The organism is Streptomyces sp. TAA486 (genome assembly GCF_000426165.1).
The window spans coordinates 79514-103063 of sequence record NZ_AUEV01000016.1; the positions used below are offsets into that span (position 1 = coordinate 79514).

General features: G+C 68.6%; 22 protein-coding genes. 7 read left to right on the forward strand and 15 right to left on the reverse strand.

The features are described 5' to 3' along the window. Nucleotides 1–42 precede the first annotated feature (42 nt). The 3 genes from I004_RS0121705 to I004_RS0121715 all read left to right on the forward strand — a co-directional run bounded on the left by I004_RS0121705 (nt 43) and on the right by I004_RS0121715 (nt 3327). Nucleotides 43–1182, forward strand: coding sequence for a histidine kinase (locus I004_RS0121705; protein ID WP_028437233.1), 1140 nt, complete (start codon nt 43–45; stop codon nt 1180–1182). Continuing rightward, nucleotides 1179–1829, forward strand: a complete 651-nt coding sequence (locus tag I004_RS0121710) for a response regulator transcription factor (RefSeq protein WP_028437234.1) — start codon at nt 1179–1181, stop codon at nt 1827–1829. The genes I004_RS0121705 and I004_RS0121710 overlap by 4 nt, the downstream gene beginning before the upstream one ends. 229 nt (nt 1830–2058) lie before the next feature. Then, a complete protein-coding gene (locus I004_RS0121715; RefSeq protein ID WP_037977258.1) occupies nt 2059–3327 on the forward strand; it encodes a C15 family peptidase in 1269 nt (422 codons plus the stop codon). A 113-nt stretch (nt 3328–3440) separates the two neighbouring features. Here I004_RS0121715 and I004_RS0121720 read toward each other — a convergent pair whose 3' ends face one another. The 7 genes from I004_RS0121720 to I004_RS0121750 form a co-directional block, all read right to left on the reverse strand. Beyond that, entirely contained in the window at nt 3441–4451 is a 1011-nt protein-coding gene (locus I004_RS0121720; protein WP_028437236.1) for an ABC transporter substrate-binding protein, read from the reverse strand. Next, entirely contained in the window at nt 4430–5242 is an 813-nt protein-coding gene (locus tag I004_RS0121725; RefSeq protein WP_028437237.1) for an ABC transporter ATP-binding protein, read from the reverse strand. The genes I004_RS0121720 and I004_RS0121725 overlap by 22 nt, the downstream gene beginning before the upstream one ends. Next, nucleotides 5242–6261 carry an iron ABC transporter permease gene (locus tag I004_RS0121730; protein WP_028437238.1) on the reverse strand — a complete coding sequence of 340 codons (1020 nt, stop codon included), beginning with the start codon at nt 6259–6261 and terminating at the stop codon, nt 5242–5244. Before I004_RS0121730 ends, I004_RS0121725 begins: the two co-directional genes overlap by 1 nt. A 92-nt stretch (nt 6262–6353) precedes the next feature. Then, entirely contained in the window at nt 6354–7646 is a 1293-nt protein-coding gene (locus I004_RS0121735) for an MFS transporter (RefSeq protein WP_028437239.1), read from the reverse strand. Beyond that, nucleotides 7643–8488 (reverse strand): Rossmann-like domain-containing protein, encoded by an 846-nt coding sequence (locus I004_RS0121740; protein ID WP_028437240.1) that lies wholly within the window; start codon nt 8486–8488, stop codon nt 7643–7645. The genes I004_RS0121735 and I004_RS0121740 overlap by 4 nt, the downstream gene beginning before the upstream one ends. Nucleotides 8489–8579: 91 nt before the next feature. Further along, nucleotides 8580–9590 carry a pyridoxal-phosphate dependent enzyme gene (locus I004_RS0121745; protein ID WP_028437241.1) on the reverse strand — a complete coding sequence of 337 codons (1011 nt, stop codon included), beginning with the start codon at nt 9588–9590 and terminating at the stop codon, nt 8580–8582. An 11-nt stretch (nt 9591–9601) separates the two neighbouring features. Next, nucleotides 9602–10384 carry a methyltransferase gene (locus I004_RS0121750; protein ID WP_028437242.1) on the reverse strand — a complete coding sequence of 261 codons (783 nt, stop codon included), beginning with the start codon at nt 10382–10384 and terminating at the stop codon, nt 9602–9604. Between the two features lie 402 nt (nt 10385–10786). On the opposite strand from I004_RS0121750, the gene I004_RS0121755 reads away from it, so the two are divergent. Continuing rightward, nucleotides 10787–11680 (forward strand): GHMP family kinase ATP-binding protein, encoded by an 894-nt coding sequence (locus I004_RS0121755; protein WP_486580168.1) that lies wholly within the window; start codon nt 10787–10789, stop codon nt 11678–11680. 43 nt (nt 11681–11723) lie between these two features. Here I004_RS0121755 and I004_RS39565 read toward each other — a convergent pair whose 3' ends face one another. Both I004_RS39565 and I004_RS0121765 read right to left on the reverse strand, forming a co-directional pair. Then, nucleotides 11724–11879, reverse strand: coding sequence for a hypothetical protein (locus tag I004_RS39565; RefSeq protein WP_158677069.1), 156 nt, complete (start codon nt 11877–11879; stop codon nt 11724–11726). Nucleotides 11880–12381: 502 nt separating this feature from the next. Beyond that, nucleotides 12382–12699, reverse strand: coding sequence for a hypothetical protein (locus tag I004_RS0121765; protein WP_028437244.1), 318 nt, complete (start codon nt 12697–12699; stop codon nt 12382–12384). Nucleotides 12700–12920: 221 nt separating this feature from the next. Here I004_RS0121765 and I004_RS37660 point away from each other — a divergent pair, with 221 nt between their 5' ends. After that, on the forward strand, nt 12921–13235 hold the full coding sequence (locus I004_RS37660; protein ID WP_028437245.1) for a dihydrofolate reductase family protein: 315 nt from the start codon (nt 12921–12923) through the stop codon (nt 13233–13235). Nucleotides 13236–13340: 105 nt separating this feature from the next. Here the strand turns inward: I004_RS37660 and I004_RS0121780 are convergent, their stop codons facing one another. Beyond that, nucleotides 13341–14351: a LacI family DNA-binding transcriptional regulator gene (locus I004_RS0121780; protein ID WP_028437246.1), complete on the reverse strand. Its 1011-nt coding sequence runs from the start codon at nt 14349–14351 to the stop codon at nt 13341–13343. Between the two features lie 474 nt (nt 14352–14825). Here I004_RS0121780 and I004_RS0121785 point away from each other — a divergent pair, with 474 nt between their 5' ends. Both I004_RS0121785 and I004_RS0121790 read left to right on the forward strand, forming a co-directional pair. Next, the gene (locus tag I004_RS0121785; protein WP_028437247.1) at nt 14826–16118 is read left to right on the forward strand and encodes an MFS transporter; all 1293 of its coding nucleotides are present in this window, start codon (nt 14826–14828) and stop codon (nt 16116–16118) included. Beyond that, complete coding sequence (locus I004_RS0121790; RefSeq protein WP_199779441.1) at nt 16115–18895, forward strand: family 78 glycoside hydrolase catalytic domain; 2781 nt, start codon at nt 16115–16117, stop codon at nt 18893–18895. The genes I004_RS0121785 and I004_RS0121790 overlap by 4 nt, the downstream gene beginning before the upstream one ends. Before the next feature lie 187 nt (nt 18896–19082). Here the strand turns inward: I004_RS0121790 and I004_RS0121795 are convergent, their stop codons facing one another. The 5 genes from I004_RS0121795 to I004_RS0121815 all read right to left on the reverse strand — a co-directional run bounded on the left by I004_RS0121795 (nt 19083) and on the right by I004_RS0121815 (nt 23550). Then, nucleotides 19083–19925 (reverse strand): urease accessory protein UreD, encoded by an 843-nt coding sequence (locus I004_RS0121795; RefSeq protein ID WP_078511582.1) that lies wholly within the window; start codon nt 19923–19925, stop codon nt 19083–19085. After that, the gene (gene ureG, locus I004_RS0121800; protein WP_028437250.1) at nt 19922–20644 is read right to left on the reverse strand and encodes an urease accessory protein UreG; all 723 of its coding nucleotides are present in this window, start codon (nt 20642–20644) and stop codon (nt 19922–19924) included. The genes I004_RS0121795 and ureG overlap by 4 nt, the downstream gene beginning before the upstream one ends. A 103-nt stretch (nt 20645–20747) precedes the next feature. Continuing rightward, complete coding sequence (locus tag I004_RS0121805; RefSeq protein ID WP_028437251.1) at nt 20748–21410, reverse strand: urease accessory UreF family protein; 663 nt, start codon at nt 21408–21410, stop codon at nt 20748–20750. A gap of 66 nt (nt 21411–21476) precedes the next feature. Then, nucleotides 21477–23210, reverse strand: a complete 1734-nt coding sequence (locus I004_RS0121810; RefSeq protein WP_028437252.1) for an urease subunit alpha — start codon at nt 23208–23210, stop codon at nt 21477–21479. Beyond that, nucleotides 23200–23550 carry an urease subunit beta gene (locus I004_RS0121815; RefSeq protein WP_028437253.1) on the reverse strand — a complete coding sequence of 117 codons (351 nt, stop codon included), beginning with the start codon at nt 23548–23550 and terminating at the stop codon, nt 23200–23202. The genes I004_RS0121810 and I004_RS0121815 overlap by 11 nt, the downstream gene beginning before the upstream one ends.

Here is a 23550-nt window from a genome sequence, read left to right on the forward strand (position 1 = left end):
CGTCGGACGAAGACCTCCTGACCGGGCACTTAGGATCGCTGGGTGGGCTGGAGAGAGCACCCTTCGTGGGTCGCATACGGGCGCTACGGCCTGGTGGTGCTGGTCACCTTCGGCGCCGTTCAGTACGGCGCCGTGTCCACCGATGCCGGGTATCTGACGTCGGGGACCGCGGCAGCGGTGCTGTGCGGGCTGGCCCTGCTCGTCCGCCGCCCCCACTGGCTCCTCGCCCCGCTCCTGGTCACCGCGGCAACGGGCCTGTGGGGATGGCCGATGTTGCCGCTGCTGCTGATCGCGCTGTTCGACCTGGCCGCAAGCCACCGCGTCGTCGTGGCCATGGGATGTGGCGCCGCCGTGCTGGTCACCGAGATGCTGCTGTCCTCGGCGACCTCGTCGTTCACGGAGCGCTTCAGCCTGCTCCTGCTTGTGGTCGTGGGGTGCGGGCACTGGGCGGGCAGAGGCCGTCAGGTGAAGGTGCTGAACGCTCAGGTCGAACATCTGCGCATCGAGCGGAAGTTGCGGGAGGAGGCCGCCCGAGCCGCCGAACGCTCCCGGATCGCCGCCGAGATGCACGATGTGCTGGCCCACCGGCTGAGCCTCATCGCGCTTCACACCGGCGTGCTGACCGCCACGACCAGCACGCTGCCCCCGGTGGTCGGAGAACGCCTCACCCTCCTGCGCACCGCCTCCACCGACGCGCTGGCCGACTTGCGGGACGTCCTCGGTGCCCTGCACGGTCCCGGGAAGAACGCCACCGGGGATGCTGCTTCCGCACCTGTCCTGCGCGACGTGCACGAGTTGGCCGACGAGGCCCGAACAGCAGGGCAGGAGGTCGAGATGACCGTCGACGGGCAGCCGGGGAAGGCTCCCACCGTTCACCAACTGGCAGTCCATCGCCTGGTTCAGGAAGCGCTGACGAATGCCCGCAAGCACGCTGAGGGTGCACGGGTGACCGTCCGGATCGACTACGGGCCACCCGTCACCGTCGTCGAGGTGACCAACGGCCCCGGCAGCGCGGCCACAGACACGACCGTCTCCTCAGGCTTCGGGATGGTCGGCCTGCGCGAGCGCGTCACCACCCTCGGCGGCCGTCTGGAAGGCGGGCCTCACGACGCCGGCAGCTGGCGCCTCGCCGCCCGCATCCCCTACCCCGCAGACGCCGAACAGAACGGCATCCGTACATGATCCGCGCCATGATCGTCGATGACGATGCCCTGGTCCGTCTCGGTCTGACCGACCTCCTCAACGGCGACGACGGCATCGAGGTCGCCGCCCAGGCATCCGACGGCGTGCATGCCATCGAACTGGCCAGGGCCCATCGCGTCGATGTCGCACTGGTCGACGTCCGCATGCCCCGCATGGACGGCATCGCCGCCACCACCCGGCTGCGTGCCCTCCCCCACCCCCCGAAGGTGATCACGCTGACCACCTTCGACCTCGACGAGTACGTCTACAACGCCCTCGCCGCCGGGGCCGACGCCTTCCTGCTCAAGGACACCGACCCGGCCGAGATCCTGCGCGCCGTCCACCTCGTCGCCGCCGGCTCGGCCATGCTCCACCCCGCCGCGGCCCGCCGCCTCATCGACCGCTACCACGCGACCAGCCGGCCCCGAGCGGCCACCGCACGTACCCGGATCGAGCAGCTCACGCCCCGCGAACGCGAGGTGCTGGCCCTGCTGAGCAGGGGCGACACCAACGCCGACATCGCCACGGGTCTCGGAATGCGCGAGAGCACCGTCAAAGCCCACGTCAGCCGCATCCTCACGACGCTGGACGTCGCCAACCGCGTCCAGGCGGCGCTGCTGGCACGCGACGCGGGCCTCACGGCATGACGGCGAGGATGCCGCATCCGCGCTCGCTGAGGCCGAAGACAACTCTGGGTCGCCCACCTGCATTTGAAGGCCGGAGCCATATACCTTGAGCACCCAGCAGCGCGGACGTGTTCGACCGCCGGACCGGCCCGGGCCCAGAGGTTCACGGCCACGCGCCGCGGTGCACCCACCGATCGCTGCCCGAACTCTCGCCTCGTCCACGTCCACAATGCCAACGGAGGAGATCCGGATGCCAAGACTGCGCGCACACCTCGCCGCGGTAGTTGTCGTGAGCGCTGTCTTGCCCATGACCCCTGCCCTGGCCGAGCAGCAGCCCGCCGGGTGCACGGATCCCTCGGTGCAACTGACTGTGGAGGAGCAGCGCTTGGCCAAGGCGGTGCCCCAGGAGATCCTGCAGCGTTCCGGCTTCGACCCGGTCGCCTCGGATTTCACCAAGGCTCTGTGCGGCACGGACTCCTACGCTGCAGCGGAGAAGTTGGTCGTGCGACACGGTCAACGGGTTTGGCAGCGCGCGGTGGACCGGGCACAGGGGCGCGGCCCGGCGGGCGGGGACCTGAGTCGCGCGGATGACCGGCCCTTGTACTGGGCGCGGTTGGGGATGACGGGGGCGCTGCGGCAGTGGCAGCCCGGCTTCGATCTCTCCGATGCTCAGCGCTCGGCCCTGCGTGACCGGCTGGAGCAGACCTCTCGCGGTCAGGACGCCATCGACTTCCCCGACGGGAAGGACGGCGGGCAGGACAAGGGGACGAAGCGGATGCTGGTCACCGGCTTCGACCCGTTCACGCTGGACAAGGACATACGGATCAGCAATCCGTCCGGGGCCAACGCGCTGGCGCTGGACGGCACGGTGCTGCGCACCAAGGCCGGTCCGGTCAGGATCGAGACGGCCATGTTCCCCGTACGCTGGGCCGACTTCACCCGCGGCATGGTCGAGCAGACTCTGCGTCCGCATCTGCCGAAGGTGGATCTGTTCACCACGGTCAGCCAGGGCAGGCCCGGCCAGTTCGACGTCGAGCGCAACAACGGGGCCTGGCGTGGGACCTTCCCCGACAACGACAACATCTCGGCCTCCGGCATCGTCCCGGTGTCCCAGCCCGCTACGCAGCCTCAGTGGACGACCACCACGCTTCCCTACCAGGACATCGTGTCCGCCCCGACGGGCCGCTTCCCGGTGAAGGACAACACGGAGGTGGTGGAGATCCCGGCGGGCGAGACTGAGCCGGTGACGCGTCCGGACGGTCCGACCGAGGGCTCCACCGCGCGTGAAGGCGGTGGCGGGGACTACCTGTCCAACGAGATCGCGTACCGAGCGACGCTGCTGCGCGACCGGCTCGGCCTGAACATTCCCGGCGGCCACGTGCACACCCCGGTCCTCGAGTTCGGCCAGGGCAACACAGACCCGGCCACGGGCGAGATCACCGACCCGGAGTTCCTCCAGAACCGGCAGGACATCATCGATCAGGTCCGTTCGATCCTCCGGGTGGCGGCCGAGCGCTGACAGCCGGGCGCGCAGCGCCGGCCTGAACCCGAGCCAGAGCTGGAAGCGGCCAGGAGCCTGGCTCGGGTTCAGGCCGGCGAGCGTCGCTGTCCTGACGCAGCAGCCGGCTGATGTCAGTGAGCCAGGTTCCGCATGTACTTGCCGAACCTCTCCAGGCCGTCGATGTTGCGGGGACCGCTGATGCCCTCGTTGTAGTCGAGGATGAAGAAGTTGTCCTTCTTCACGGCGGGCAACTCCCTCGTTTGCGGCGACCTCTTGAGAAAATCGATCTTCTTCTTTGCGGGCTTGTCCCCGTAGTCCAGGATGACGACGACCTCAGGCTCGGCCTTGGTGACACTCTCCCAGTTCACCTGCGCCCAGCGCTCGTCGAGGTTCGAGAAGACGTTCTTTCCACCGGATTTCTCGATGATGTCGTTGGGCGGGACCTGATTCCCCGCGGTGAAGGGCTGGTCGGTACCCGAGTCATAAAGGAAGACGGAAGCCGGATCGCCCTTCGGCGCCTTCGAAGCGACGGCCTTCTCGCGCTCCCTGAGATCGTCGACGACCTTCTTCGCCTTCTCCTCCGCCTTGAATATCTTCCCGAGCCGTTCGAGGTCGGTGTACAGGGCTTCGAAGGGCTTCTTCTTCTCAGGGAACTTCGGGTAGTTGTAGCAGCTCTCGGTGTGCATGAAGCTCTGGATCTTGAGTTTGTCGAGGATCTCCGGGGTGATGCCCCGTTGATCGCTGAAGCCGGAGTTCCAGCCGGCCACGACGAAGTCCGCCTTGGCATCGACGACGAGTTCCTTGTTGAGGAGATCGTCGCTGAGCTTCTTGACCTTGGCGTATTCGGATGCCCAAGGCGACTCGTTCACAGGTGGGTTGGCCGGTGGCATCACGTATCCGTGGACGTGTTTCGTCAAGCCGAGGCTGAAGAGTTTGTCAGCGCTTCCCCCTTCATAGGCGACCGTGCGCTTGGGGGTGGAGTATTCGACCGGCTCACCACACCTCTTGACGGTGACCTTCTCGGACTTCTTCCCGTCGGTCGCGACATCCGCTCCGCATCCGCTGAGCAGTAGTGCGGCAGCCGCGGTCGAGCCGACGGCGGCGCGTCGCCGTGCGGGGTTCAGTGGCCGGGTGGAGGGCATGATGTGTCACTTCCGTTCGGTGATGGAGGGGTGAGGGAGTACAGCAGCTGCGGATCGCCTGTCAGCGGGTGAGTGACGACGGTTGGGCGGACGCCGAAGACTTCGTGAACGAGCTCGGGAGTCAAGACCTTCTCGGGAGCCCCGCTGGCGACCAGGCATCCGTCGGAGAGCACACCGAGCTGGTCGCACGCCGCAGCTGCGAGATTCAGATCGTGCAGCACGATCAAGATGGTCAGCCCCGTGCCACGCAGCAGCGACAGCAGTTCGACCTGGTGCCGCACGTCGAGATGGTTGGTCGGCTCGTCGAGGACGAGGATCGTGGGCTCCTGGACGAGAGCACGGGCCACGAGAACGCGTTGACGCTCGCCGCCCGAGAGTGTCAGCACGCCGCGACGGGCCAAGTGACTGATGTCGAGCCGCACCATGGCCCGCTCGCACAGCTCCCGCTCCCTGGTGCTGAGGACCTGGTTGCCCCGGACGTGGGGCGTACGGCCCAGAGCGACGACCTCTTCCACGGTGAAGTCGAGTTCGACCTCGCCGTCCTGGGCGAGGGCGGCGACGAGTTGAGCACTTCGCCGCATGCTCAGGCGCGGCAGGTCCCGCTCACCGAGCCGTACAGTGCCGGAACTCGGGCGCAGGGCACGGTAGATGCACTTCAGCGCGGTGGACTTGCCGCTCCCGTTGGGTCCGACGAGGCCCACGCACCGGCCGTCCGCCACGTTCAGGGAGAGGTCGCGCAGGAGCTTCTTGCCGTCGGTCACGACCGACAGCCCGTCGAGGGTCAGGTCCATCAGCGGCCTCCGAACATGTAAGCCTTGCGGCGCAGCAAGGTGACGAACACCGGGACACCGATGAGTGCGGTGATGACGCCGAGAGGCAGTTCCCGCGGAGCCACGAGCGTTCGGGCCACAAGGTCCACCCACACCATGAAGACCGCTCCCACGAGCGGACTGACCGCGAGTACACGCGCGTGGGTCGCCCCGACGACCATGCGCACCAAGTGGGGCATCACCAGACCGACGAAGCTGATGGCACCGCTCACGGCGACCATGGCACCGGTCACGAGCGAGATGAGAACCAGGAGTGCCTTGCGGTGCCGGTCGGGGTCGATGCCCAAGCTCGCCGCCGTCTCGTCGCCCAGTGCCATCACGTCCAGGGCGCGGCTGCAGCGGTTCAGCACGAGGACACCGAGCAGCACCGCCAGGGCGACGGCGGGCAGGGCTGCCCACGTTGCAGCACCGAAGCTGCCCATGGTCCAGTACAGGACCGTGCTGGTGGCCTCGCTGTTGGGGATCAAGTAGATGATCACGCTCATCACGGCCTGGAAGCCGAGCGCCATGGCGACGCCGGTCAGGATGAGGCGAAGTGGCGACAGCCCCGCTCGGCTCGCGGCAGCGGCGTATACGAGGGCCGATGCTGCCAGCGCCCCCAGGAAGGCTCCGGCCGACGTGGCGTAGCTCCCCAGCCCCGCGAGTCCTCCGGTGACGGTGACGCCGACCGCGCCGACGGACGCGCCGGAGGAGACGCCCAATACATACGGGTCGGCCAGCGCATTGCGCACCATCGCCTGGATGGCGACCCCGATGGTGCTCAGCCCCGCCCCCACCAGCGCGGCCAGCAGTACGCGAGGAGTGCGGATCTCCCAGACGATCTGATAGGTCGTCGCCTCGCTCGCGCCGATCTCCCCGCCGCTCAGGGCCGCCCACAGGTACCGGGCCGTCTCGCCCGGCGTGATCACCGCCGAGCCGAGACCGATCGCCACGACGACGGACACCAGAAGCAGGGCGAGGAGGGCAACGCAGGCCGGAATCAGGCCCCTTCGCGAGGTGGGTGGCCGGGCCTCACGGGCCTCTCCGTTCGCCGTGCGAGAGGCACTGCCCACGGGTGGCATGGGTGAGCCCGTCATGTGTCGTCGGAGTCAGTTGAGGCGTCGCCCTCTTCGCTCTCCGGAGAGGAGGACCGGGTGACCAGGAACGCCGCTACCGAGGCGACCGCCATCAGTGCGCCGAAGACCAGAGCGACCCCGGGATAGCCGGCGAGACCGAGGCCGACGCCGCCGAGGGAAGCCCCCACGAAGACGCCCAGGCTCATTCCCGCCGCGTTGATGCTCAGCGCCGATCCGCGCAGCGCCCCGCAGCGCCGGACGAGCAGACTCACGGCGCACGCGGCGACGACCGCGTGGCTGGCCGCATGGAGCGACGTGAGGACGAGAGCCGGCGCAAGCCGGTGCGTGAAGTAGAACCCGACTACGGAAGCCAGCGCGGCGACGAGGCCGAGACAAAGCAAGTACTCGGTACGCACCCGGGGTTGAGCGGAATTCGTGAGCCGTCCCGTGAGGAGGTTGCTCACGAAGAACGAGGCGCCGCTGAGCGTCCAGACCAACGAGAAGAGGCCGGGGTCGAGTTGGAACCGGCTGTCGTAGTACGCGGCCAAGTACGCCAAGTACCCCATGAACACGGCCGTGCGCAGGAGGGAGATCAGCAGCAGCGGCACGGCACCCCGCACCGCGGCGAGGGCCCTGAAGGAAGCGAGGTAGGTCAATTTCGCGTCGCTGTCGGCCTCTTGCTCCGTGCCCCGGGAGGTTCGCCGGGAGAGCAGGATCACCGCGAGCAGCAGCGAGACCGCCGAGACGGCGAGGAGGTCCCCCTCCCACCCCCAGAAGAGCGCGGGCAGCGCGATCACGGGCGCCGCCAGCATCGCCGTCATGGACTGGATGGCCGTGACCAGCGTCGCGGCTCTGCCGGCCGCCTTCCCCGAACCGAATCGGTCGGCCGCCGCCGCCGTCAGAGCCGGATTGAGCACGGCTGTCCCACCCCCGACGAGCAGGCAGAACGCCACGAGAAGGAGGTATTCGCCGCTCGCTCCGAGAGCGGCCGAGACGGCGAGCACCCCGAGCCCGCCGGCGGCTGCCCACTCCTTGGGGACACGGTCGATCAGCGGCGCCAGTGCCGTACCCACCAGCAGGGCCGCCAGCCCGCCGAGTCCACGGAGCCCGCCCATGGCAGCGACGCTGCTTCCGGACCCGTCCGCGATCGGTACCAGATATGTACTGAAGACGGTGAACGGCAGCAGCCCGACCGCGGAGGCCAGCAGGATGGGCCACAACTCGCGTGCCATCCTCAAGTCGCTCGGCAGCTGCCCACCCGTGTCCGGATCCTCGTGCCTCATCTGTGAAGTCCCGGAGCCGGTACTCATGAGACCTCCTCGAGCACCGTGGCGAGGCTGTCGGCCCGGTAGCGGTACAGCACAGTGGCGTCCGCGCTGAACTGGGAGAACGGGAAGGCCTCGGCCGACAGAGCAGTCACGCCGCTGGGCAGGAACGCGCGGGCGACGGAGCTCCCGGTCTGCGCGTAGACCACGAGCGGGACGTCGTGGTGCCTGCAGTGCTCGAGAATCAGGTCGAACGTGCCGTTGCTGAGCGTCATTCCGGTGGCCACCACGGCGTCGGCCTGCCCGAGGAGTTCGGTCATGTCGTCGGAGACCGGCTCGCCCCACTGGGTGGTCCGCAGGTTCAGGTCGCACGGCAGACAGACGCCGCCCTGGTCGCGTATCGCTTCGATCAGTGGATTCACCACACCGATCAGGGCGACCCGGGCGCCTGGTTCGATGTCGAGCAGTCCGGCGATGGCGGCGTCCCGCGCCCTTGCCCTGCTCTCCGGGGTTCCGGTGGGCAGTGTGACCGGTTCGGCGTCGCCGGACGCCCGGTGCGGCCACACATGGGACAGATAGGCATCCAGCGCGGCGACACGCACCGGAGTCGTCTCGCTCCGAAGCAACGTCTCCAGAGGGAAACCGGAAGCGTTCTCGCAGAAATCGGGGCTCAGTTCGCCCGCTTCGAAGGAGCAGGCTCCGAAGCTTTCCCCTACACGCAGCAGGAGATAGTGATTGTGGTAGGTGACCTCGCTGCCCGCCAGCCGTGTGGTGTGATAGAGCCAGAAGGCGCTGGTGACGGTCACGCCTTCCGGGTCGGGCCCGTAGGCACCCTCCAGCACTTCCTCGGTCAATTCCGCGACGGTGTGCGGCTTCGGGTTCGGCATTCTCAGTTCTCTCGTCGAATGGTGGGCCTGATGCTGCTCTCCGAGCAGGAGCCGACTGTTCTCGGCGTCGGTCGGGTTTCGTGCGCTTGCGTCAAGTCCCGCGTCGCGCCACGGAGATGTCGGGCCACGAGGCGGTCGACCACGGCTGCCTCAATTCGTCGAGCGACGTGATCTCGTGGGGGCGCAAGGCGTCGATGTCTTCGGCTCTGCGGTGCTGGGCGAAGGCGCTGTCGACATAGCGGTGTCCGGTGTCGGCGGCGATGAAGACGTAGGTCCGCGCGGTGCTTCTGCGGCGTCGCTCCCAAAGAGTGGTCAGGTACGCGGCCCCGGCTGAGAGACCCGCGAATATCCCGGCGCTGCGCAGCAGTTCGACAGCGCCGGACAGGGCGCATTCGAAGCTCACCCAGTGAATCCGTTCGTAGAGCGCGTGCCGTACGTTCTTGAACTCGATGGCGCTGCCAATGCCGGCGATGATCATGTCGGGGTCCGACACATGCTCCGACCCGAACGTCACGCTGCCGAAGGGCTGTACGCCCACGACGGTCACGTCCCGGCCGGCTTCCCTCAGGTAGGTGGCAATGGCGCCCGTCGACGCCCCGGAACCGACGCCGCCGACCAACGAGATTCCGCCCGGCGGGATTTCCCGGTCCATGGCTTCGGCGACCTCGCGGTAGCCGTAGTAGTGGATCTCGTCGTGGTACTGCCGCATCCAGTGGTACGAAGGGTTCGCCTTGAGGATCTCGGAAATGCGGCGTACTCGCAGTTCCTGGTCCAGCCGCAGATTCTTCGACGGCTCGACCTGCTCCAGAGTGACGCCGAGAATCTCCAGCTGCGTGCGGAGCGTGCGGTCCACGGTCGTGGAGCCCACGATGTGGCACTTGAGTCCGAAGCGATGGCAGGCGAGTGCCAGTGCCTGTGCGTAGATGCCGCTCGAGCTGTCGATGAGCGTGTCGCCCTGCTTCACTGCCCCGGAGTCGAGCAGGTGACGAACAGCCCCCAGGGCCGAATAGATCTTCATCGTCTCGAAACGCAGGCAGACCAGATCCGCTCGTACGCGGATCAGATCGGGCTGCTTCACGGCTTCCGCTATGTGTGTGTGCATCTCAGGGCCTGTCAGACCGCTGCGTTGCGTCGCAAGGTGAACAGGAAGGTCTGCACATCGTCCGTGACCCACGTCTGATGGTGGATCACCTCCGGGAGGAACCCGGATCCGATCGCGTACGCGACGATGTCCCGTAGTGCGGAGGTGTTGGAGACGATGAAGTAGATCTCGCCGTCGTCCGCCAGCAGACCCCGCTGCACGATCTGGTCGAAGAACCGCGCGGCGATCTCCTTGCCCACGCACACGTTCCGCACGACGGTCGGGTCGTCGCTCACTTGCTGGCTCACAGCGGGCGGGTTGAAGGTGATGACGTCGAATCGCGCGCCGTCGGGGACCCCTTCGAACAGGTCGGAGACCAGCGGGATGAAGACCGTTCCGGGCCGCTCCCCCACAAGTCGCTCGTAGTGCTCCGTCATCGCCCGCACGCTCACGGGGTCGATGTCCATCGCGTGGATCTCCCTCGCCCCTTGGAGCCCGGCGACGACGGCTTCGACCCCCAGGCCGACGCCCATGGCCCCGTAGCACCTCCCGCTGACGGGGATGGTCCCGTCCAGTACCCGGTCGTGGATCATCCAGCTCGTCTCTCCAGGCATGAAGACACCGGGAGGCAGATCGAACGTCCAGTCCCTGTAGGCGTAAGGGCGTTGCGTGTGAAGGTCCGCCTTGGGCGTGTTGAGGGCAATGATCTCGTCCGCGGGCAGCGTGTTCGGGAGGCTTTCGTGAAGTGCCCATGCCCTGGCCTCAGCCGGGTCGTCGGCGAAGAGTGCGGTGTTCCTGCGGCTCTGCTCCCGCATGGCTCCTCCTGCTGAGTTCATCGCGTGGGACCTGCGCAGCCGACTGCGCTGCCGCGCAGTGGTCCCAATACGTCGTTGTGGCTCCTCCGGCCCGGCCTTCACCCCGCCAGTGGGAGACGGCCGCTGCCGAACGACTGCCTGCGTCCAGCGCAGCATTCGCTAAATGGAAATGATTGTCAAGAGCGTTTGGAGTAGTCTGGCGGTCGCGACGACCCGGCATCCCCCGGATCACGCCGAAGCCGACCGCGCAGCAGGGTGCGACGGACAGCAGCACCGCACGGCGGGTGCTCGGACAGGTGCCCGTCGTCCCACGTGGCTCAAGCGGCCGACGAAGAAGGATGAGGAGTGGAAGACGTGCAGCTGTCCCGCGATGTGACACCGCGACCAGGGACAACAACGGGAGTGGGAACAGCTTTTGGCACCTTCGGCGAGCTGCTCCAGGGTGCTCTGCCGGAGGAGGGCGGTGACTTCTTGGTCACCCTGCCCGTCGCCCGTTGGAGCATGGCCACGTTCCGGCAGGATCCCGAAGCCGGTGGGATCGCGGTGCGCCCCTCGCACAAGAAGAAGGCTCTTCAACTCACTCGCATGATCGCCGAGGAGGTTCCGGGGTCTGTCGGAGGAATCCTGACCTTGAGCAGTGTGATCCCCGAGGGCAAAGGGCTGGCCAGTTCCTCGGCCGACCTGGTCGCGACGGCCCGAGCCGTGTCGAACGCCCTGAACACGCCGATGCCGCCCGCCAGGATCGAGAGTCTGCTGGCGCGGATCGAGCCGACCGACGGCGTGCTCTACCCGGCGATCGTCGCATTCCACCATCGCGCGGTGCGGCTCCGGGCGATCCTGGGGTCTCTTCCGACGATGACTGTGGTGGGTGTCGACGAGGGCGGCGCTGTGGACACCGTCGACGTCAATCGCACCCCCAAAGTCTTCTCCACAGCGGAGACTTGCGAGTACGCCCGGCTGCTGGACAGGCTCGCCGACGCCATCCCGCGACACGACCTGGAAGAAGTCGGCAGAGTCGCGACCCGAAGCGCCCTGATGAACCAGTCGCTCCGCCACAAGCGGTCGCTGGAGCCGATGCTGGAGATCTGCCGGGACGTCGGCGGCCTCGGCGTGGCCATCGGGCACAGCGGCACAACTCTCGGAATTCTTCTGGACGCCCGTGACCCCTCCTGCACACGGAGAGCCACCGCAGCCGCCCGAGCATGCGCCGATCTGGCCGGCAACGTCGCCGTGTACCGGACTCTCAGCTTCCCCCGCGTTCCCAGCCGGCCCGTCGATTCACTTCTGCCCGCCTGAGAGCTCACCCTGGTGGAGACTCAGCAGATCACCCACGGGTCCCTCATGGCCCGGACCGGCGCCACAGAGCCGTCCGCACGATGTGCTCCGCGATGGCGAGCGCCGAAGTCGCCCCCGGTGACGGCGCGTTACGCACGTGCACGATGTGCTCGGTCCCCGAGTTGACGAAGTCGTCGACCAGGGCGCCGCGGCCATCCATCGCCCGGCGCCGGATGCCCCGCGGCCCGCGCGTGACGTCGTGGTGGGCGAGGGCCGGAACGTACTTCCGCGCTTCGGCGACGAAGCGCCGCGAACTGAGGGCGGTGCGCGCCTCGCGGGCCGCCGCAGGGAGGTTGCGGGCTGCGAACTGCCGGAATCCCGCGAACCCGAGAATTCCCCGCGCGTCTCGGGGATCGAACCGCCGGTCTTCATAGGACTCCCGTCCCCGAGAAGGTGGACTCGTCGTTCCACTCCGGGCGGATGCCGTCCCGCGTCGTGTGCCACCTCCGGTCAGGCGAGGTCGTCCAGACGACAGTGACCGATGCGGTCTGGGCAGCAGCTCCGAAGACCCGATCACGACTCGGTGGTCAAGTGCACCGCTCTGATGGAACCTCCCCGGGGCCGTGCCGCAACGAGAAGGCTGGTCGACGGGATCATGGACCTCGACCGCGTCACGGACCTCGCCACGATCCTGCCAGGGTTACCCATGCCGGGTCCGGGCCTCAGCGAGTACGGAAGTTGCGGTGACCCCGTATTGCGGCGATGACGAGCACGGCGACGGCCGTGACCACGAGCACGTTGTGGAGCCAGCCTGCAGCGGTATCGAGCAACCGCGTCAGTGAGGTGCCGGCGTAACTGTCCGGCACGTCAGCCTTTGTGGCCCCCCACAGCATGAGAGCGCTGGTGATCAGGCTGGCCGTGCACAGGATGAGGCGGATCAGGGTCCTCCTGCTGCGGAAGCGTTCGAGAACGGCCAACAGAAGCAGGAAACCCAGGAGATAGACCACCCATGCGCAGATGACCAGAAGCTGCATCAACACGCAAGGGCCTCCCGTGACAGGGCAGTTCAGCAACGGCGGCCTCACTGTAGCCGCGCACATATCGCGGTGCTCCCCCGCGAGCAGGGCTTCTGCGGTTTCTTCACAGGTCTGCGGCCAGGCCTTCTCGTCTCCCTCCTTACAGCGGTTCCCGGACCTGACGGTGCCGCCGGGCGGATCCGTTCGTGCCGCCTGGCTCCAGCGAGCGGTCATTCTCCCCGTCCATGCGTCCTCTCTCCGAGGACCGGACCCCCGCATGCGCTTCCCAACTCGCCACCGGACACCCGGTACTTCGGGGCGGACGGAGGCGGGCGTTCAGCAGCACGAGAAAGCCCTCAGCTCTCCCCCGCCTGGGCGCCTCACGGCTGGCCGCCGGACTGGTCGACGAGCTGCGGCTGATCGCGCCGACGGTGGTGGGCAGTGGCCGGCGGCTGTTCCCGGAAAGCGGCACTCCTGCCGGGCTCAAGCTCCTCAACTCCGAGACGACACCGAGCGGCGTCACGGCCCAGGTCTACGAGTGCACAGGCCCGCTCCACTAGGGGACGTACGAGGCAGGCGGTCACTCCTGAGCAGTCGCAGCAGCGTGGCAATCACCGGGGTTTCAGCGTGAACCGGATTGCGGGTCGGCCGTAACGGCTGGGAGGTCATCGCCGGCGGGGCAACGTGGAGCGACGCACGATGAGTTCGGGCTGGAACGCGATGCGCTGGTGCTCGTGTTCGGGATCCCCACTCGTCTCGTGGAGCAGCAACTCGGCCGCGGTCCGCCCCATCCGCACCGCAGGCTGGCGAACCGAAGTCAGCGGGACCGCGGCGGCCTCGGCGAACTCGATGTCGTCGTAGCCCACGATCGAGACGTCCTCGGGCACGCGGACACCTGCAGCGAACAGGGTCTGCAACACCCCCAGAGCGAGGAGGTCGTTGGAGCAGAAGATCGCGGTGGGGCGAGTGTGCAGGCCGAGGAAGCGTGAGCCGGCGTCGCGGCCGGACGCCACGTCGTCCGCTCCCTGCTCCAGGACCGTCAGGTCTTCCGCTCGGAGTCCGGCGTCGCTGAGTGCCTTCAGCGCTCCGGCCAGCCGGTCCTCGCACTGTGCGAGGTGCAGGGGGCCGGTGACGTAGGCAAGGGAGGTGTGCCCGGCCTCGATCAGGTGGCGCACGGCCAGCTCCCCGCCCGATACGTCGTCCACCGACACGGAGCACGCCTCATCGGCGGCGACAATCCGGTCCACGAAGACGTACGGAATGCCGTTGCGCTGGAAGGACTTGATGGTCTTCCCGGACAGGTCCGCGGGCGTGATGAGCACGCCGCGCACGCGCTGCTCGGCGAACAGGGACAGGTACAGCGCCTCGGCCGTCTTGTCGTGTTCGCTGTTGCAGAGCATGACGCCCAACCCCTGAGCCCGGGCTGCCTGTTCCACTCCCCGCGCGACGTCGGCGAAGAACGGGTTGCCGATGTCGAGGACCAGCAGCGCCATGATGCGGCTCTCTCCGACGCGGAGCTGGCGTGCGGACTCGCTGCGAACGTAGCCGAGTTCGTCCACGGCCCGCAGCACGCGGGCACGGGTGTCGGGCGAGACACGGTCGGGCCTGTTCAGCGCATTCGAGACGGTGCCGATGGAGACGCCCACCTGCCGCGCGACGTCTTTGATGCTGACCATGCCGCTCTTCCCGCCTCCGACGGCTTCCACTGGTGTGCGTTCCTCCCTGGCCGCGTATCCCGCGCACCCTAGCCTACGCGGCGAAAAACGTTTCATCCTGCACGCAGCCAGGCCTTCCAACAGCACCAGTCGATCGTTCCGCACGTCACCTCGGTCGCAGTTCTGCGTGTGCGCCTGCCATGACCGTCTCACCGGAAGGGCTCCACCAGCGACAGGAAGGCCGGCGGCACCGGGCGAGCGAGACAGTCGACCCGTGGCCGGTCACGCGCGCCGGCACTGCCTTCTCGACACACACTCGACGGCGCCGGTGTCCGGCGGGTCCTGCCCCGGACCCGGTTGCGCCCCGCACGTGTCGAGGTATTGAAACGATTCGATTCAGGTTGCTCCAGGTGTTGTCACCCCCAGAACGGAGGGCTACGGTGCCGCGCTAAATACGTTTCAATGCCCAGCCTCGGCGAGGACTAGGAGACCGCCATGGCATCCTCCGAAGCGGTCGGCGTCGACCCGGCGGACGACAGCGGAACAATCACGCGCCAGCAGTGGAAGTGGGCGATTCTGGCCGGAATGGCGTCGTACATCGATGCCGGCTCCATCGTCGCGCTCAGTGCGGGCCTGTCCCTCTTCCAGTCCGAACTCGGCCTCAGCAGCGGCGCCGTCGGCGCGCTCGCCGCCATTGGCCCGAACGCGATCGGTTGCGCTCTCGGCGCGTTCATCGGCGGCCGGCTGGGAGACAAGCTCGGCCGCAAGCGCATCTACAAGTACGACCTGCTGGTGTACGCGGCGGGAGCGCTGTTGATCGCGCTGTCGTTCAACTCCCCGATGTTGTTCATCGGTACGTTCGTCGTCGGCGTCGCGGTGGGCGCCGACGTCCCCGCCTCACTGGCGCTGGTGGGCGAGTTCTCGCCCGCGAAGGCCCGCGGCAAGCTGCTCGGCTTCACCCAAGTCGCTTGGAACGCGGGACCGTTGATCGTGCTGCTGCTCGCCTTCGGGCTCGCACCCCTCGAAATGCTCGGCATCCGCATCGTGTTCCTTCACCTGGTGGTGGTCGCGATCGTCACCTGGGCCATGCGCCAAGGCCTGACCGAATCGCCTCGGTGGCAGCAGGCGTCCACTGCGCGGAGCACGTCCCGGCACGAACTGCGCAGCCTGTTCCGTGGCGCGAATCTGCAGGCACTGCTGTGGACGCTCTCCATCTACACGTTCTGGAACCTCGCTGCCGGCACCAAGGGAACTTTCAACCCGTACATCATCAAGTCGCTGAATGCCGGCTCCCAAGCGGTCAGCGTGGGACTCACCGCGCTGGGCTTCTTCCTCGGCATGGTGGCGACGGTGGTGCTTTTCATGCGGCTGGCCGACCGGTCCCACGCCACGCGCAAGCGGATGTGGGCCATCGGGGCGTCGATGGAGATCATCGCGTTCGCGATCTATCTGTTCCTCCCCTTCAACATCCCGGTGATCATCGGCAATCTGGTCTTCTGGGCCGTGGGTGCCGCTCTTGCCGGTGAGGCGATGTACAAGGTCTTCAGTCAGGAGCTCTTCCCGACCATCCTGCGCGGCACCGCCCAGGGGCTCACCTTCGGCACCGCCCGGGTCGTGCTCGGGATCTGGAGCTTCTTCGTCCCCGTCCTCGCCACCACCGGGATCGAGCCCGTCGCGGGGCTGCTCGTGGTGTTCCTCGTCATCAGCGGCACCGTGCGCTACTTCTTCATGCCCGACACCTCGGGCAAGTCACTCGAGCAGATCGAATCGGAGCGTGCGACGGCATGAGTGCGGAGTCCGTGGTCATCAACCCGGTGCGGTTCGAGCACCTCGACTCGCCGCTCGGCATCGGTACATCGGCGCCGCGTCTGTCCTGGCAGGTCAGCACGGACAACCCGGCGTGGCGCCAGACCGCGTACGAGGTCGAACTGGACGGCGCGACGACCGTCCGCGTCGACTCACCCGAACAGGTCCTGGTCCCCTGGCCGTTCGAACCGCTGCCTTCCCGTACTCGGGCATCTGTACGGGTGCGTGCGGCATCGGGCGACCGGTGGACGGAGTTCAGCGAGCCGTCCATCGTGGAGACAGGCCTGCTCCAACCCGGGGACTGGACCGCCCGGTTCATCAGTCCGGCCGCCATCGGCGGTATCGGAGATCCGGCGCCCGTGCTGACGGGGACGGCTCTCCTTCGCCCCGGCATCGCGTCCGCCCGCCTGTACGCCACCGCACACGGTGTCTACGCGGTGAAGCTCAACGGCAGCCAGGTGGGCGATCACGTGCTCGCACCCGGCTGGACGAGCTACCACCATCGGTTGCGGTACCAGACCTTCGACGTCACGGACTTGGTACGCGAAGGCGAGAACGCGTTCGAGGTGCTGCTGGGCAACGGCTGGTACCGAGGCCGGATGGGTCTGGGAGGTGGCCGGCGAGCGGTCTACGGCGACCGGCTGTCCCTGTGCGCCCAGTTGGAGGTGGTCTATCGCGACGGCTCACGCGAGGCCATCGGCACCGACGAGACGTGGGCCGCCCACGAGAGCGGCATCCTCGACAACGAGCTGTACGACGGGCAGCGCACCGATCTGCGTGCACGCGAGTCCCGCGTGGACGGCGTCGAGGTCGTCGACGCCGACCTGGACCGGCTCGTCGCACCCACGGGACCACCGGTACGGGTCACCCAAGTGGTGCCCGCCACCCGGGTCTTCGGGTCACCGTCCGGCCGGACGCTGGTGGACTTCGGGCAGAACCTGGTCGGCTGGGTGCGGCTCCGGGTGCGTGGGACGAAGTCGGGTGACGAGATCACCGTCCGCCACGCGGAGGTTCTCGAGAACGGCGAACTCGGCGTACGCCCGCTGCGCACCGCGCAGGCGACCGACAGCTACGTGCTCGCGGACGACGACGAAGCGGTGCTCGAGCCCAACCTGACCTTTCACGGTTTCCGCTACGCCGAGGTCTCCGGCGTTCCCGATCTCCGGGAGGCCGACGTGGAGGCGGTCGTCGTGGGAACGCAGCTGCGGCGCACCGGTTGGTTCTCCTGTTCGGAGCCGGACCTGGAACAGTTCCACGAGAACGTCGTGTGGAGCACCCGCGGCAACTTCCTCGACATCCCGACGGACTGTCCGCAGCGGGACGAACGTCTCGGCTGGACCGGCGACATCCAGGTCTTCGCCCCCACCGCGAGCTTTCTCTTCGACACCGCGGGATTCCTGGAGTCCTGGCTCGGCGACCTCGCCGCGGACCAGCTTCCGGACGGATCGGTGCCGTGGGTGATACCGGACCTGCGGAACCCTCGGGAGTCGGTGAGCAAGGAGAACCCCACGGCGGCCGCGTGGGGCGACGCGTCGACCGTCGTCCCGTGGGTGCTCCATGAGCGCTTCGGCGACGCCGGAATCCTCGCGCGGCAGTTCAGCAGCATGTGCGGCTGGGTGGACAAGATCGCGTCGCTGACGAAGGACGGCGTGTGCGTCGGGGGGTTCCAGTTCGGCGACTGGCTGGACCCCACCGCGCCGCCTGACGACCCCTTCGCCGCGAAGGCCGACGCCGACGTCGTGGCCACGGCACACCTCGCCCGGTCTGCGGAGATCGTCGCCGAGACGGCACGCGTGCTGGGACGGGAGACCGAGGCCGGCCACTACGCAGCACTCGCCGCTCGCACCCGGGAGTCCTTCGCTCGTGAATACGTGACCAGTTCGGGCCGCGTACTCAGCGACGCACCGACGGTCTACGCGCTCGCCCTCGAATGGGCGCTGCTGCCCGAGGAGTCACAACGGCAGACCGCCGCACGGCAGCTCGCGGATCTCGTGCGCGTGAACGGGTTCCGGATCAGCACCGGTTTCGTCGGCACCCCCCTGATCACGGACGCCCTCACCTCCACCGGCCGGCTCGACCTGGCGTACAACCTGCTGCTGGAGCGGGGCTGCCCGTCATGGCTGTACCCGGTGACCATGGGTGCGACCACGATCTGGGAACGCTGGGACAGCATGCTGCCGGACGGCTCCATCAACCCCGGCCAGATGACGTCGTTCAACCACTACGCGCTCGGCGCGGTGGCGGACTGGATGCATCGCGTGATCGCCGGGCTCACCCCGGCGGCCCCCGGCTACCGGGAGTTCACGGTCAGGCCGCGACCGCACCGTCCGCTGACGCACGCCTCGGCGCGGCATCTCACGCCGTACGGCGAGGCTTCGGTCGCATGGCAGCGCGCGGACGGTCAGTTCTCCCTGGAGGTCGTGGTGCCTGTTGGTACGAGCGCCACGGTGCACCTGCCGGGACGGGAACCGATGGCCGTGCGGCATGGCCGGCACTCATGGACCGTTCCTGAGCCGGATCCCGCTCAAGAAACCACCCCCAGGACGGTGCGCGAGCTCATGGACAGGGCGGAGCTATGGCCGGAAGCAGTCTCGGTACTCGTCGGCAACAGGCTTGTCCCGGACGCCGCCGAGGTGCCCGGACGAGCCGCCAGGTACTTGGACCATCCGGCTGCGAGCCTCCCCCGGCTGGTGGCGGACAAGGACGTCGGTGAGCGCGCGGAACGCGCCTGCCAGGAGTTGGAGGAACTACTCCGCTAGCTCCACGTCGAACTGGTCACGAGTGGGGCGAGCACGACGTGGCTGGGGTGGTCACCGCGCTGAGAGGTGAGTGTGCGCGGAGTCCTCGCAGGGCTGATTCCCGTGATGTTTCGGCAAGTTGGTGACCTCACCCGCCGTCCCTCGCCCACCGCCGTCCGCATGGCGCACCCGCCGGAGGCGCGGCCGGTCACTCTGCGGGCGTCGGCGGCCACCTCAGCAGCGGCGTCACGGCGAGGGCGTCCGCACCGAGTACGGTGACGAGCACCGCCGGTCCGTCCAGGGGCGTGACGACGGCGTCGGGGCCCATCAGGCACGGCACCGCCGGATCATGGGCCGGATCCGGGTCCACGACGAGCAGTTGCCCCACAGCACGGTTCCCGCCCAGTACCGCACCGCTCTCCCACCCGGGGGCTCCCGCTCCGACGTCGAGCTGCTGGTCGAGCAGGGGGCGGCCGCCACGGTTGACGGTGACCCTGGTGGTGAGACGCCCCGGTTCCTCACCGGTGCGCCCGAGCACGGAGACGTCCCGCAGCTCGAGGCGGGCGGTGGGGGCGAGTTCGACGTGCACGGTCTGACGCAGGTCGCTGCGTGAGGCCGAGATGAGAGGCCCGGGCAGCCACCGCAGATGTGCGTGCTCGCCCACGGTCAGCCGCACGTCGTATCGAGCTGCGTCACCGCCGCGACCAGGCAGTGCGAGGGTGGCCGCGACGGTGTCCATCCGCAGCCTGGCACCGTCCTCGACCCGTACGTCCAGGGTCAGTTGGTCGCCGCCGAGTGGGGCGCTCATGGCGCCGACGAGGGTGACTCGTGCTTCGCCTGCCGCACCGTCCTGCGCAGCTCGCGTGAGGCGCGGGGTGAGCGGTCCCGTACCGCTGACCAGCGGGACTGCGGTACCGCCGCGGCCGTCCGCGACTGCTGTGACGCGGGCACCGGCCCGCACGGCGAAAGCGCGAGGCTGCCGTGCGCGGGCTCTCGCGCCGTCTTCCTCGACAGTCGCCGCTGTGCTGCCCTCGCCCGCTGTGCCGCTCACGCGGTCACGGTCCCCTGCTTCTTCCAGGCCGCGAGCCGGGCACGCGTCCAGTCGGCGACCGGGGTCACGCCGTCCCCGGCCTTCAGCGAGGTGAAGGCGACGGGGCGGCTGCCGCGCTGTGCCACCGCGTCCCGGGCCATGGCGGCCAGGTCGGAGCCGACGTGCGGGGCGAGGTCGGTCTTGTTGATCACGAGGAGGTCCGCGGTGGTGATGCCGGGGCCGCCCTTGCGGGGGATGTCGTCACCGGCCGACACGTCGATGACGAAGATCTGGGCGTCGACGAGGCCCCTGGAGAAGGTGGCGGTGAGGTTGTCGCCCCCGGACTCGACGAGGACCAGGTCGAGACCACCGCTGGAGGCCGCGGCGTGCTCCAGGTCCTCGACCGCTTCCAGGTTGGCGGAGATGTCGTCGCGGATGGCTGTGTGAGGGCAGGCACCGGTCTCGACGGCGGCGATCCGCTCGGGCGGCAGCACGGCCTCGCGCAGCAGGAACGCTGCGTCCTCCCGTGTGTAGATGTCGTTGGTGACCACGGCGAGCGAGAACTCCTCGCGCAGCGCCCGGCAGAGCGCCGCCACGGTGGCGGTCTTCCCCGAGCCGACGGGCCCACCGAGGCCGATTCGCAGGGCCCTGCGCGCCTCGTCGGGGTGCACGGCCGCGCTGACCGGTCGGGCGCTGTGGGTGTGTCGCTGTGGGAACGGGGCGGCTTGATCGAGGTGCATTGCGGCGGCTCCTTGCTCGGACAGTGAACTGATCGTGGTGCGGCTCATCGGGTGCTTGTGGCGAGGGGCGACGAGACGTGGCCGCGGCCGGCTCGGGGCGGGTCTACGAAGCGAAGAGACGCACCGGCCAGGTGGCGTGGTCCTCCGCCGTGATCTCCAGCAGCGGCGCGGCAGCGGCCGGGATTGCGTCGATGCCGCCATGCGCGGCTCGTGCCCCCTCTCCAGCGATCCCGGTGACGGATGGTGCAAGCCGGGCGAGTACCGCTGCGGCTTCGAAGGGGTCGAGGCCGAGAAGCCTTACCGCGGCGGTGGCCGGCGTCGAGACCGCGTCGTACGCGGCGGCGTGGGCGGCATCGAGCGGCGTCACTCCGGCAGCGCGGGCCACGAGGCCGAGTACCACCGGCTGGTGTGCACCGCCCGGGCGCGCCTGTGCCAAGTCGTCGAGCGTCGCCGACGGCCATGCCGCACGGCCCGCCCGCATCAGCTGGCGGCCGAGCCTTCGGGACGTGCGACGCAGGGCAGGTGACGGTGTACGCGCGTCGGCCGCCTCGTCGAGATCCAGTGGGTCGTGACCTCCGGCGGCAGCGGCGGCGAGGCCTGCGGCGACCAGGCCTGCCGTGTGGAGGCGGCCTCGGCAGAAGTCCGCGAGCGTGGCGGAGTCGACGATGCGGCCGGCCCTCACCGCGGCTTCGGCTCCGCCGGAGTGTGCGTGTGTCCCGGCGGGGAACCGCCCGTCGGCGAGGACGAGAAGGGCTGCCGTGGTCATCTCGAAGCCCTGGCCGGTGTGTTGGTTGCGGTGCGGGTCATCTGCGCGTCCTTCCGTACAGCCGCGTCAGAAGAGGAAGTAGCGCTGCGACATGGGCAGTTCTGCAGCGGGAGCCGGGTCGACGGCTTCGCCGTCGATGGTGACGGTGAAGGTGTCGGGATCGACGGCGACGTCGGGGAGCGCATCGTTGCCGCGCATGTCCGACTTCGTGACGGCGCGGGTGTCGCGTGCGGCGACGAACTGCTTGCCCAGGCCGAGTCGTTCCGGCAGTCCGTCCTCCAGCGCGGCAGCGTTTGCAAAGTTGAGCGAGTTCGCGGCCGGGGCGCGGCCCATGGCCCCGAACATGGGCCGGGGCAGCACGGGTTGGGGCGTGGGGATGGACGCGTTGGCGTCACCCATCTGCGCGTATGCGATCTGCCCGCCCTTCAGGACGAGTTGAGGCTTCACCCCGAAGAAGGGCGGCTCCCACAGCACCAGGTCCGCCAACTTGCCCGGCTCGACAGAACCGATCTCTGCGTCGAGTCCCTGCGCGACGGCGGGGTTGATCGTGTACTTGGCGACGTAACGGCGGGCGCGCGTGTTGTCGGAGCGGCCGTCGCCGGGCAGGGACCCGCGTCGCTGCTTCATCACGTGCGCGGTCTGCCAAGTGCGCAGGGCCACTTCGCCGATACGGCCCATGGCCTGGGAGTCGGAGGAGATGATCGAGATGGCGCCCATGTCGTGCAGGACGTCCTCGGCGGCGATGGTGGACGGCCTGATCCGGGACTCGGCGAAGGCGAGGTCCTCGGGGACGGCAGGGTTGAGGTGGTGGCAGACCATCAGCATGTCGAGGTGTTCGTCGACCGTGTTGACCGTGTGGGGACGGGTGGGGTTGGTCGAGGAGGGCAGCACGTTGGGCTGTCCGACGACGGTGATGATGTCGGGTGCGTGGCCTCCTCCCGCACCCTCTGTGTGATACGCGTGGATGCCTCGGCCCGCGATCGCGGCAAGGGTGTCTCCGACGAAGCCTGCTTCGTTGAGCGTGTCGGTGTGGATGGCGAGCTGGGCACCGGTTTCCTCGCAGACAGCGAGGCACGCGTCGATGGCCGCGGGGGTCGCGCCCCAGTCCTCATGGATCTTGAATCCCACGGCGCCGCCGCGGAGTTGGCTGTGCAGCGCGTCGTGGGAGACCGTGTTCCCCTTGCCCAGCAGCCCCACGTTGACGGGCATGTCGTCCATGGCGGCGAAGGTTCGGGCCAGATGCCACGGACCGGGTGTCACTGTGGTCGCCTTGCTGCCCTCCGCCGGTCCCGTTCCGCCCCCGAGAAGCGTCGTGACTCCGGACGCCAGCGCCTCGTCGATGAGCTGCGGGCATACGAAGTGGACGTGGGCGTCAACGCCGCCCGCGGTGAGGATCCTGCCGTTCCCGGCGATGATCTCGGTTTCGGGCCCGATGACGAGAGCGGGGTGCACGCCGTCCATGGTGTCCGGGTTCCCGGCCTTTGCCAGCGCGGTGATCCGGCCGTCCCGGATACCGACGTCCGCCTTGATCACGCCCCAGTGGTCCAGAACGAGTGCACCGGTGATGACGGTGTCGGCCGCACCTTCGGCGCGTGTCGTGCGCGCCTGGCCCATGGATTCGCGGATGACCTTGCCGCCTCCGAAGACCGCCTCGTCTCCCGCCCGTCCCGGCCCGCCGCAGCGGTCCTCCTCGACCTCGATGAGGAGGTCGGTGTCGGCGAGCCGTACCCGGTCGCCGGTGGTCGGGCCGAACAGTTCCGCGTAGACGGCCCGGGGAATCACGCCGCCCTCATCGGTCATGGACATCTCCGTCGTCCGGAGCGGACCCGCCGCCATCGAGTGGTCCGCCTGTCTGACCGCGAAGTCCGGCGATCACGCGCCGGCCGCCGAGCGGGACGAGTGCGACCTCGACGGGGATGCCGGGCTCGAACCGTACGGCCGTTCCCGCGGCGATGGCCAGGCGCCTGCCGTGAGCGGCGGGCCTGTCGAACTCCAATCCCGGGTTGGCCTCCGCGAAGTGGTAGTGCGAGCCGACTTGTACGGGCCGGTCCGCGGCGTTCAGCACAGTGAGCCGGGTGATCTCGGCGCCCTTGTTGAGCGTCACCGGGTCATCGCCGTGGAGGATCTCTCCCGGTATCAC

Excerpts from the sequence above, each read along its gene's own strand:
- I004_RS0121710 (WP_028437234.1), top strand. The coding sequence starts at position 1,179 with ATGATCCGCGCCATGATCGTCGATGACGATGCCCTGGTCCGTCTCGGT.
- I004_RS0121715 (WP_037977258.1), top strand. The coding sequence starts at position 2,059 with ATGCCAAGACTGCGCGCACACCTCGCCGCGGTAGTTGTCGTGAGCGCT.
- I004_RS0121720 (WP_028437236.1), bottom strand. The coding sequence starts at position 4,451 with ATGCCCTCCACCCGGCCACTGAACCCCGCACGGCGACGCGCCGCCGTC.
- I004_RS0121725 (WP_028437237.1), bottom strand. The coding sequence starts at position 5,242 with ATGGACCTGACCCTCGACGGGCTGTCGGTCGTGACCGACGGCAAGAAG.
- I004_RS0121735 (WP_028437239.1), bottom strand. The coding sequence starts at position 7,646 with ATGAGTACCGGCTCCGGGACTTCACAGATGAGGCACGAGGATCCGGAC.
- I004_RS0121740 (WP_028437240.1), bottom strand. The coding sequence starts at position 8,488 with ATGCCGAACCCGAAGCCGCACACCGTCGCGGAATTGACCGAGGAAGTG.
- I004_RS0121745 (WP_028437241.1), bottom strand. The coding sequence starts at position 9,590 with ATGCACACACACATAGCGGAAGCCGTGAAGCAGCCCGATCTGATCCGC.
- I004_RS0121750 (WP_028437242.1), bottom strand. The coding sequence starts at position 10,384 with ATGCGGGAGCAGAGCCGCAGGAACACCGCACTCTTCGCCGACGACCCG.
- I004_RS39565 (WP_158677069.1), bottom strand. The coding sequence starts at position 11,879 with ATGGATGGCCGCGGCGCCCTGGTCGACGACTTCGTCAACTCGGGGACC.
- I004_RS37660 (WP_028437245.1), top strand. The coding sequence starts at position 12,921 with ATGCGTCCTCTCTCCGAGGACCGGACCCCCGCATGCGCTTCCCAACTC.
- I004_RS0121780 (WP_028437246.1), bottom strand. The coding sequence starts at position 14,351 with ATGGTCAGCATCAAAGACGTCGCGCGGCAGGTGGGCGTCTCCATCGGC.
- I004_RS0121785 (WP_028437247.1), top strand. The coding sequence starts at position 14,826 with ATGGCATCCTCCGAAGCGGTCGGCGTCGACCCGGCGGACGACAGCGGA.
- I004_RS0121790 (WP_199779441.1), top strand. The coding sequence starts at position 16,115 with ATGAGTGCGGAGTCCGTGGTCATCAACCCGGTGCGGTTCGAGCACCTC.
- ureG (WP_028437250.1), bottom strand. The coding sequence starts at position 20,644 with ATGCACCTCGATCAAGCCGCCCCGTTCCCACAGCGACACACCCACAGC.
- I004_RS0121805 (WP_028437251.1), bottom strand. The coding sequence starts at position 21,410 with ATGACCACGGCAGCCCTTCTCGTCCTCGCCGACGGGCGGTTCCCCGCC.
- I004_RS0121810 (WP_028437252.1), bottom strand. The coding sequence starts at position 23,210 with ATGACCGATGAGGGCGGCGTGATTCCCCGGGCCGTCTACGCGGAACTG.